Source organism: Carboxydocella sp. JDF658 (assembly GCF_002049395.1).
In the GTDB taxonomy this organism is placed as follows: Bacteria; Bacillota.
Window position 1 is genome coordinate 1 of sequence record NZ_BDLR01000082.1, and the last position, 8,949, is coordinate 8,949.

12 protein-coding genes and 1 riboswitch are annotated in these 8,949 nt (G+C 51.9%); of the genes, 9 read left to right on the forward strand and 3 right to left on the reverse strand.

Annotated elements, in window-relative coordinates:
* The 7 genes from obgE to JDF658_RS10855 form a co-directional block, all read left to right on the forward strand.
* On the forward strand, positions 1-1,202 hold a 1,202-nt coding region (gene obgE / locus JDF658_RS10825; RefSeq protein ID WP_143311991.1), incomplete at its 5' end, for a GTPase ObgE.
* A 379-nt stretch (positions 1,203-1,581) separates the two neighbouring features.
* Positions 1,582-1,875, forward strand: coding sequence for a ribosome assembly RNA-binding protein YhbY (gene yhbY, locus JDF658_RS10835; RefSeq protein WP_078664180.1), 294 nt, complete (start codon positions 1,582-1,584; stop codon positions 1,873-1,875).
* Between the two features lie 27 nt (positions 1,876-1,902).
* Positions 1,903-3,033, forward strand: a complete 1,131-nt coding sequence (gene proB / locus JDF658_RS10840) for a glutamate 5-kinase (protein ID WP_078664179.1) — start codon at positions 1,903-1,905, stop codon at positions 3,031-3,033.
* Between the two features lie 12 nt (positions 3,034-3,045).
* A complete protein-coding gene (locus tag JDF658_RS10845; protein WP_079907633.1) occupies positions 3,046-4,299 on the forward strand; it encodes a glutamate-5-semialdehyde dehydrogenase in 1,254 nt (417 codons plus the stop codon).
* A 161-nt stretch (positions 4,300-4,460) separates the two neighbouring features.
* A complete protein-coding gene (locus JDF658_RS14625) occupies positions 4,461-4,634 on the forward strand; it encodes a hypothetical protein (protein ID WP_200805676.1) in 174 nt (57 codons plus the stop codon).
* 15 nt (positions 4,635-4,649) lie between these two features.
* Positions 4,650-5,258 (forward strand): nicotinate-nucleotide adenylyltransferase, encoded by a 609-nt coding sequence (gene nadD / locus JDF658_RS10850; RefSeq protein WP_079907634.1) that lies wholly within the window; start codon positions 4,650-4,652, stop codon positions 5,256-5,258.
* Between the two features lie 81 nt (positions 5,259-5,339).
* Positions 5,340-5,594 (forward strand): RNA-binding protein, encoded by a 255-nt coding sequence (locus tag JDF658_RS10855; RefSeq protein WP_200805677.1) that lies wholly within the window; start codon positions 5,340-5,342, stop codon positions 5,592-5,594.
* 40 nt (positions 5,595-5,634) lie between these two features.
* Here the strand turns inward: JDF658_RS10855 and JDF658_RS10860 are convergent, their stop codons facing one another.
* The 3 genes from JDF658_RS10860 to JDF658_RS10870 form a co-directional block, all read right to left on the reverse strand.
* Positions 5,635-6,798, reverse strand: coding sequence for an HD domain-containing phosphohydrolase (locus JDF658_RS10860; RefSeq protein WP_079907636.1), 1,164 nt, complete (start codon positions 6,796-6,798; stop codon positions 5,635-5,637).
* Between the two features lie 27 nt (positions 6,799-6,825).
* Positions 6,826-7,035, reverse strand: a complete 210-nt coding sequence (locus JDF658_RS10865) for a hypothetical protein (protein ID WP_079907638.1) — start codon at positions 7,033-7,035, stop codon at positions 6,826-6,828.
* A gap of 87 nt (positions 7,036-7,122) precedes the next feature.
* Positions 7,123-7,211, reverse strand: a riboswitch (cyclic di-GMP riboswitch).
* 90 nt (positions 7,212-7,301) lie between these two features.
* Positions 7,302-7,784 (reverse strand): YbaK/EbsC family protein, encoded by a 483-nt coding sequence (locus JDF658_RS10870; protein WP_079907639.1) that lies wholly within the window; start codon positions 7,782-7,784, stop codon positions 7,302-7,304.
* A 127-nt stretch (positions 7,785-7,911) separates the two neighbouring features.
* Here JDF658_RS10870 and yqeK point away from each other — a divergent pair, with 127 nt between their 5' ends.
* Both yqeK and rsfS read left to right on the forward strand, forming a co-directional pair.
* Positions 7,912-8,481, forward strand: coding sequence for a bis(5'-nucleosyl)-tetraphosphatase (symmetrical) YqeK (gene yqeK, locus JDF658_RS10875; RefSeq protein WP_159446623.1), 570 nt, complete (start codon positions 7,912-7,914; stop codon positions 8,479-8,481).
* Positions 8,482-8,832, forward strand: coding sequence for a ribosome silencing factor (rsfS, locus tag JDF658_RS10880; protein ID WP_078664173.1), 351 nt, complete (start codon positions 8,482-8,484; stop codon positions 8,830-8,832).
* Positions 8,833-8,949: the final 117 nt, after the last annotated feature.

Sequence of the window (8,949 nt, forward strand, 5' to 3'; positions counted from 1 at the left end):
AATATGTCCCCATGGGTGGTCCCTGGGGTGGTGATGGTGGCAAAGGCGGAGATGTTATCCTGGTAGTGGATGAGGGGTTGCGTACCCTCATCGATTTTCGCTACCAGAAGCATTACAAGGCGGAACGGGGCGAAAACGGCGGCACCAAGAACATGCATGGCCGCAAGGGTGAAGACCTGCTTATCCGCGTACCCCCTGGAACCGTGGTCCGGGATGCTGACACCGGAGCCTTGCTGGCTGACCTTACCGAACACGGCCAGCGGGTGGTAGTAGCCAGAGGCGGCCGGGGTGGCCGGGGCAATACCCGTTTTGCCAGCAACAAAGACAAGTGCCCAGCCTATGCGGAAAAAGGCGATCCGGGCGAAGAGCGCTGGCTGTTGCTGGAGCTGAAACTGCTGGCTGATGTGGGGCTGATCGGGTATCCCAATGTGGGCAAATCCACCATCATTTCCCGGGTTTCCGCCGCCAAACCGGAAATTGCCAATTACCACTTTACCACCATTGTCCCCAATCTGGGGGTGGTCAAGGTGGGAGAGGAAAGTTTTGTCATGGCCGATATTCCCGGTCTGATTGAAGGGGCCCATACCGGTGCTGGTCTGGGCCACGAATTCCTGCGCCATACGGAGCGAACCCGCCTGCTGGTACACGTGCTGGATATCGCCGGGTCGGAGGGACGGGACCCCTTGCAGGATTTTGCCGTCATCAACCGGGAGCTGGCCCTGTACAGTGAGCGGCTGGCCCGGCGTCCCCAGGTGATTGCGGCCAACAAGATGGACTTACCGGGAGCCGAGGAAAACCTGGCCCGCCTGCGCCAGGAACTGGGGGAGCAGTACCCTGTATTCCCCGTATCCGCTGCGACCGGACAGGGCCTGGATGAACTGGTAAAATATCTGGCCCGGCGTTTGCCGGAATTGCCGCCGGAAGAAGCGGTGGAGGCGGTAGAACCGGAGGAGGTCAAGGTCACCCGGGTGGAAGAGACGGAGCCCTTTACCCTGAAGCGGGATGAGGAGGGCGTTTGGGTAATCGGCGGCCAGGAAGTGGAGAAGCATTTCCATCGCACTGACTTCAACAATGAGGCAGCAGTACGCCGCTTCCAGAAAATCCTGGAGGTGCTGGGCGTGGATCGGGCTTTGCGGGAAGCTGGCATCCAGGAAGGGGATACTGTCAGGATTATGGATATGGAATTTGAATGGCAGGAGTAAAGCCTGCCTTTTTATTTTCTAACGTAAAAAATAATTATCCGCCGACGTAATAAATAATATATAATCCAGATGGAGGCCAGAGCGGTAACAGGCCATGGAATACTGATTAAATGCCAGTGCTGCGGTACTAGTATACCAAGGCTGACCAGGAGAGGTAAAATTACCGGGAGAGCGCAATGGAGTAGGTGCCAGACAACAGTCACAACAGCCAGGATAAATCCGAAAAAACCGTTTTTTATCATTGGACTTACCTCCTTCCATAAAATAATATTAGCTGGGATTGGAAACGATGTATGCAGATGATAACTACCGGGGTGGAGAGACCCTTTTTTTTATGGTATAATATAAGCCAAACTTAAACGAATGAGGTGCAAAATTCATGGTATTGACAGGGAAACAGAAACGCTATCTCCGGGGATTGGGCAGTTTAGAACCCGTCACCGTTCAGATTGGTAAAGGTGGGGTCACTCCCACTGTCATTCAGCAGCTGGATGAAACTCTGGAGGCCCGCGAGCTGGTCAAGGTCCGGGTGCTGAAAAACTGTCTCGAAGAAAAGGAAGACATTGCTCGCCGGCTGGCAGAAGGTACCGGGGCCGAGCTGGTACAGATGATCGGGCACAATCTCCTCTTCTATCGACCGGCCCAAAAGCCGCAAATTCAATTACCCGGATAAGCGATTTACGGTGTGGAGGGGAGCAAGATGGTTGAGGAGAGAAAGAGATATCTGAAGCAGGTAAAAAGGGTAGTTGTCAAGGTTGGTTCATCTACCTTGACCCACAGTAGCGGGCGGCTCAACCTGCAGCACATGGAGGCGCTGGTGCACCAGCTGGCTGATTTACATAACCGGGGTTTACAGGTGATTCTGGTTACTTCCGGAGCAGTAGGGGCCGGGATCGGCAAGCTGGGTTTGAAACGACGGCCTCGCACCATCCCGGAAAAGCAGGCCGCGGCTGCGGTGGGACAGGGGATATTATTGCATATGTATGAAAAATTGTTCGCCGAATATGGTCAGACGGTGGCCCAGATTCTCCTGACCCGGGAGGATGTGGCCCATCGTTCCCGGTTTCTGAATGCTCGCAATGCCCTGTTTACCCTGCTGAAGCTGGAAGTAATTCCAATCATAAATGAAAATGATGCGGTGGCGGTGGAGGAAATCAAGTTCGGGGACAATGATACCCTTTCCGCCCTGGTGGCCAGTCTGGTGGAAGCTGATCTGCTTATTTTGCTTTCCGATATCGCTGGCCTGTATGAGGCTGATCCGCGCAGCCAGCCTGATGCCCGTTTGCTCAACTGGGTAGCGGAGATTACCCCGGAAATTGAGGCTATGGCCGGGGGAGCGGGGACCCAGCTGGGTACCGGAGGAATGGCGACTAAAATCCAGGCAGCCAAAATCGCTGTTTCTTCCGGAACGGCTATGGTAATTGCTGATGGTTCCCGGCCCGGAGTGATTCAGGATATCCTGGCCGGAGAGGAGGTTGGCACCTGGTTTAAACCCCAGGACCATCCCCTGCAGGCCCGTAAGCGCTGGATTGCCTTCAGCCCTGGTGTGAAAGGGCGGCTGGTAGTGGATGACGGTGCTGTCCGCGCTCTGGTTAAGGGGCGCAAGAGTCTGTTAGCCAGCGGCTTGCTAGCGGTAGAGGGCAGCTTCAGCGAGGGACAGGTGGTAACGGTGGTGGACCGGGAAGGACGGGAGATCGCCCGGGGACTGGTCAACTACAGTGCTACTGAGCTGGAGCAGATCAAGGGTCTGAAAACCGAGGCGATTGAACGGCTATTAGGTCATAAAAACTATGATGAAGTGATTCACCGGGATAATCTGGTGGTTTTATAGGGAGGGTATAGGATGGATGTACGGCAGTATGTAGTGGAAAAAGCCAAACTGGCCCAGAAGGCGGCCCGGCAGCTGGCAGCTGCCAGCACTGATGTCAAGAATGCAGCCTTACTGGCCATGGCCGAGGCTTTGCAACAGCGGTCAGATGAGATATTGCGGGCCAATGCCCAGGATATGGAGGCAGGACGGCAGAAGGGGCTCTCCCAGGCCCTGCTGGATCGGTTGTTGTTGACGGAAAAGCGCATTGCCGACATGGCAGAAGGGTTACGCCAGGTAGCCGCTTTGCCGGATCCGGTTGGGGAAGTGGTAAAAATGTGGACCCGCCCCAATGGGTTACAGATCGGACAAATGCGGGTGCCGCTGGGTGTAGTGGGCATAATCTATGAGGCCCGGCCCAATGTCACGGTGGATGCGGCTGCTCTCTGCCTGAAAACCGGCAATGCTGTGCTTTTGCGTGGCGGCTCGGAAGCCATTCATTCCAATACCGCCATTGCCCGGATTATTTCCCGAGCGGCCCGGGAGGTGGGTCTGCCGGAAGGGGCTATTCAGCTGATAGAAATCACTGACCGGGAAGCGGTCAATGTTATGTTGCGTTTAAATGGCTATCTGGATGTCCTCATTCCCCGGGGGGGTGCCGGGCTGATTCGCACGGTGGTGGAAAATGCCAGCGTGCCGGTAATTGAAACCGGGGTGGGCAACTGTCATGTTTATGTGGATGCGGAAGCCGATCTGGCCATGGCGGAGGAAATTGTGATCAACGCCAAAACCCAGCGGCCGGCGGTTTGCAATGCCATGGAGACTCTGCTGGTCCACCGGGAGGTAGCCGCCGAATTTTTGCCCGGCCTGGCAGAAAGGCTGACGGAGCTGGGGGTAGAGCTGAGGGGCTGTCCTGTCACCCGGAGTCTGGTGCCGGGGATTCAACCCGCTACTGAGGACGATTGGGCCACGGAATTTCTTGATCTGATTCTGGCCATCCGGGTAGTGGATTCCCTGGATGAGGCTCTGGAGCATATCTACCTGTATGGTACCAAACATTCAGAAGCGATTGTGACCAGCAACTATTTTACTGCCCGGCGCTTCCTGCAGGAAGTGGATGCGGCTGCCGTCTATGTAAATGCCTCCACCCGTTTTACTGATGGTTTCCAGTTCGGTTTCGGGGCGGAAATTGGGATCAGTACCCAGAAATTGCATGCCAGGGGGCCGATGGGATTGACGGAATTGACAACCATCAAGTATATTGTTTATGGTGAAGGTCAAATCAGGTAGTAAACGGGAGATATTTTTGTTTTTTGATAGTACATGACAGAACAAGTCTCTTTTCTGCTGCTCAGGGGGTATTTTTGGCGGTTGCCGGAAAAGAACTGGTCCGGACAGCCCTTTGTCGCTTATGCTGTTATTACAAATCGGCGACAAAGGGGTGAAAGGCCATGGTGTGCAAGAACTGTCAACTGTGTGGCAGGGAAGGGCAGGCTGACCTGGTCTGTAGCTGGATTCTGGCAGATGGGGAAGTAACAGAAGCCTGCTGGTGTGTGTGCAAAGATTGTCGCCAGCATCTAGAAGATCGGGTCTGGAGTGTTTATCGGGAATTGCTGGTAATGTGAGGCAAGGAGTGGACCATGGATAAGCGGGTTGCGGTGATGGGTGGGACTTTTGATCCCATCCATCTAGGCCACCTGGTGGTGGCTCAGGAAGTTGCGGATGAACTGGGGCTGGATCGGGTGCTGTTCGTTCCCTCCGGCCAGCCCCCCCATAAACAGGGGGCAAAAGTGACAGCGGCGGAACTACGGGCGGAGATGGTCAGGCTGGCCATAGCGGACAATCCCCGTTTTCAGCTCTGCCTGCTGGAGCTGGAAAGGCCAGGGCCTTCATATACATACGATACGGTTCGGCAGCTGCTGGACCAGGGGAATTACCAGGAGCTCTATTTCATCACCGGGGCCGATGCGGTGCTGGAGATTCTGACCTGGCACCGAGTGCGGGAATTGCTGGCCTTATGTCATTTTATTGCTGTGACAAGGCCGGGTTTTGAGCTGGAGCAATTGCGGGAGGTGCAGGGACGGCTGGGAACGCAGCTGGGACAGCGAATCCGGCCCTTTACAGTGCCCTCTCTGGCTATTTCCTCCTCGGACATACGGGCCCGGGTGGCCCGGGGGAAAAGCATCAAGTATCTGGTTCATCCCGAGGTAGAAAAATTTATTGTTAATAATAACCTGTACCGGTTTTAATTTGCTCACATACTTTGCGCCCACCATTCAAATACTAAACTTGCCTGAAAGGCAGACTTATTTTTGGAGAGGTGGGTTACCATGGTGACAACATTGTATGTAGGCAATTTGCCCTGGGCCATTAAACAGGATGACTTAATCCGGGCCTTTTCCCAGCATGGGGAAGTGCTGGGGGCCAGGATTATTACTGACCGGGAAACCGGGCGCAGTCGCGGTTTCGGTTTTGTGGAAGTCAACGATGCCGATGACGATCGCATGATTCAGGCGATGAACGGGGCCGAGCTACAGGGACGTACAATCACTGTAAATGAGGCCAAACCCAGGGAATTACAGTAAGTAAAAGAAGACTGTCGACCTTTACGTCGGCAGTCTTCTTTTAAAATTCTTTTTCAGCAATCTTTTCACAGGCCAGTTTTACTGAAATAAAGGTACCCTTTCCAGTATAGGAGATAAGCAATTGTTCACATTGATTAAAAACCAGCGGCAGACCTCTTCCCAGGGAGTTCCGGGTGGAAAAACCATTAATTAGGATGGATTGTGGCAATTTTTCCAGCACAAACCCTTTTCCCTCGTCTCTAATGGTAATAATGATGTTATAGCTATTATCTAACCCCCATTGTACATGGCCCCGGCCAGCATGCTTTACAACATTTGTGATTAACTCAGAAAAAACCACGGAATAGATCCTTTGCTTATGCGGTGGTACTAAAATTTTTGTCAGCCAGTTGCTAAACATTTGTCTGGCCTGAGATATATCAAAAACGCTTTGAATAAAAACTTTCGTGAAATAGGTGTAATCGAGTTCGTGGTGTTTAATTTCTTCATCGCTGATTAACTTTACCTTTCCGTTTGTGACATCCTCCAAAAAATTTTTATAAAGTGCTACTATATGTTTATACTGCCAATCATGGTGTCCTTCAGGGTTAAAAGTTTTCTCCCACCAATTAACGAAGCAATTTACTACCTGCGGGTCCCATTGTTTACCTGCTTCTTGAATTAATATCCCGATTGCCTGTTCCTGGGACATTCCTGGACGGTATACTCTGTCACTGGTCATTGCATCAAAAGCATCTGCCACTGCTAATATCCTGGCGCCTAAATCAATGGTTTCACCAACCAGGCCATAGGGGTAACCGCTTCCATTCCAGTATTCATGGTGCTGAGCAATGGCAGGCAATAGTTCCCGGAAACTTTCAAATCCTTCCAGAATACGACATGCTATTAAAGGATGCTGTTTAAGCAGGGTCATTTCTTCTTCTGTTAATTTATCTGGTTTTCTTAATATTTGGTCGGGTACTCCGATTTTGCCGATATCATGGAATAGTGCGGCCAGATAGATTTGTTCCACCTGTTCTTGTGGAAGATCCATTTCCAGGGCAATGATTCTGGCATACTCTGCTACTTTCTGGGAGTGATGTTTTGTATAACTGTCTTTTGCTTCAACAGCCTGGATGATTGTGTTGATCGCTGCAATCATGACTTCTTTGGTTGGTATTTCCGAGTATTTGGCAGCGAACAGGCTGATGTACTTGATATCCATTGAAATTGTATCCCCTTCCCTATTTTATTATCCATGAAATAGCAGATTAGCATTATAGCCAGCGGTACCATTTTTCCGGACTAGATTCTTAAACGTTTTGGGTTCAACAGTACGGATAGGAATTTGTTTGCCGCAATAAGAACAAATGATGCGGCGTTTGCCGGTAATTGGTTCTCTTTTGATGATCAGTGTCTGCATAGAGACGTGGAGATAACCACATTTGCATTCCAGTTCCATGAAAAGATACCCCCTTAAAAATAGAAAAAGCCTTTCCAGGAAAGCCCATGGAAAGGCAGAGCGTCTATATGCTCGCTGCTTTCCAGCTTCGGCAACCTGGCAATCATAGCCCCTGGAGGGGCCTTAGACCCATGGCTTTGCGCCCCCACCTTTCGATGGGTTTGCCTTTATCGACTGTTTTGCATTTTATTGTGTAACACAAATTTATTCTACTATATAATTTATTACAATTAAACTAAAAATGTCAATACTGGATAAAGAATATTTTAACATACATCCACCACTTGACCACCGGTAATAACCTGCAATTGCTCCAGGGTTACTGGCACAGCTGAATTGGGAGTACCGGCAGCAGCATAGACCAGCGGAAATCTCTGCATACTGATATCCAGATATACCGGCAGGGGCTGGGAGAGAGCAAAGGGACAAACTCCGCCAGCGGGATGGCCGGTATAGTGCAGGGCCTGTTCGGGGTTGGCAAAACGGATTTTGCGGGCTCCGGTCAGGGCCTTTAATTTTTTGGTATCCACCCTCAGGTCGCCACAGGTTACTACCAGCAGGGGTTGGTCATCAGCCAGGAATACCAGGCTTTTAGCGATTTGGGCCGGTGTCACCCCTAGCGCCCTGGCAGCCAGCTCACTGGTTTCGGTACTGACCTCAAACTCGATTACCTTTATTCCCAGCTGGAATTGATCCAGAAATTCCTGAATCCGTTGATGAACTGGATTTTGCAGGGTTTGTACCACCATCGTCTCCCCCTCATCTCCTTTTTTAGTGTCAGTATAAAGAAAAATGGGAGAAAATGCAAGGCACTCGCCAATTTTGCCTGTTTATGCTATAATGGGCGGAGAAAACTGTCAACAGGGGTTAACCGGGATGGAAGCAGTTATCTTTATCCAACAACAAGTAAAAGGAGAACGCTGGCAGCATATTGAAGGGGTGCGGCGGCAGGCCCGCCGTTTGGCCCTTACCCACGGACTGGAGCCGGAAAAGGCGGAACAGGCGGCCCTCTGGCATGATGTCGCCCGCGATTATCCTCCGGAGCGGCTGCTGGAACTGGCCCGGCAGCAGGGGCTGGAACTGGATGCCGACTGGCTGGCTGTACCCATGCTTTTACATGGGCCGGTGGGAGCGCAGCTGGCGGCTGAACAGGGGGTCAGGGACAAGCAAGTTTTGCAGGCTATTGCCCGTCATACCCTGGGCCATCCGGAGGCGACAGCTCTGGACAAGCTGTTGTTTGTGGCCGATATGATCGAACCGGGACGGGATTACCCCGGAGTGGAAGAATTGAGACTGCTGGCAGGCCGGGATCTGGAAGGGGCCTATCTGGCCGGGCTGGATCATACTCTCCGCTATTTGGTGGAGCGCCAGCAATACATCCATCCGCTGGCGGTTAGGGCCCGCAATGCCCAGTTACTAAGACTTAAGGCAAGGGAGGTAAAATAAGTGTCTGAGCAAGAGACCAGAAAGTTACTGGATTTGATTAAAGCCGGTGCCGAAGACAAGAAAGCCCGCAATATCACGATTCTGGAACTGGGTGAACTCTCAATTATGACCGATTATTTTGTCATCATGAGCGGTAATTCCACTACCCAGGTGCGGGCTATCGCCGATGGGATTGAAGAGAAGGTCAAGGAAGGCCTGGGGGTAATTCCCCTGCGGCGGGAAGGCCTGCGTTCTGGCCGCTGGATTTTGCTGGATTATGGTCAGGCGGTGGTGCATGTCTTTCTGGAGGAAGAGCGCCAGTATTATAACCTGGAACGTCTCTGGGGCGAGGCTAAGCGCCTTGACAGTTAAGCCGCTTTTCAGTATAATATCGGACAAAATGGTAATTTAATGGCGATGAAGGGGAAGAGTACCTTATTAGCCGGTTGACAGAGAGCCGCTGGCTGGTGGAAAGCGGTAACCGCCATA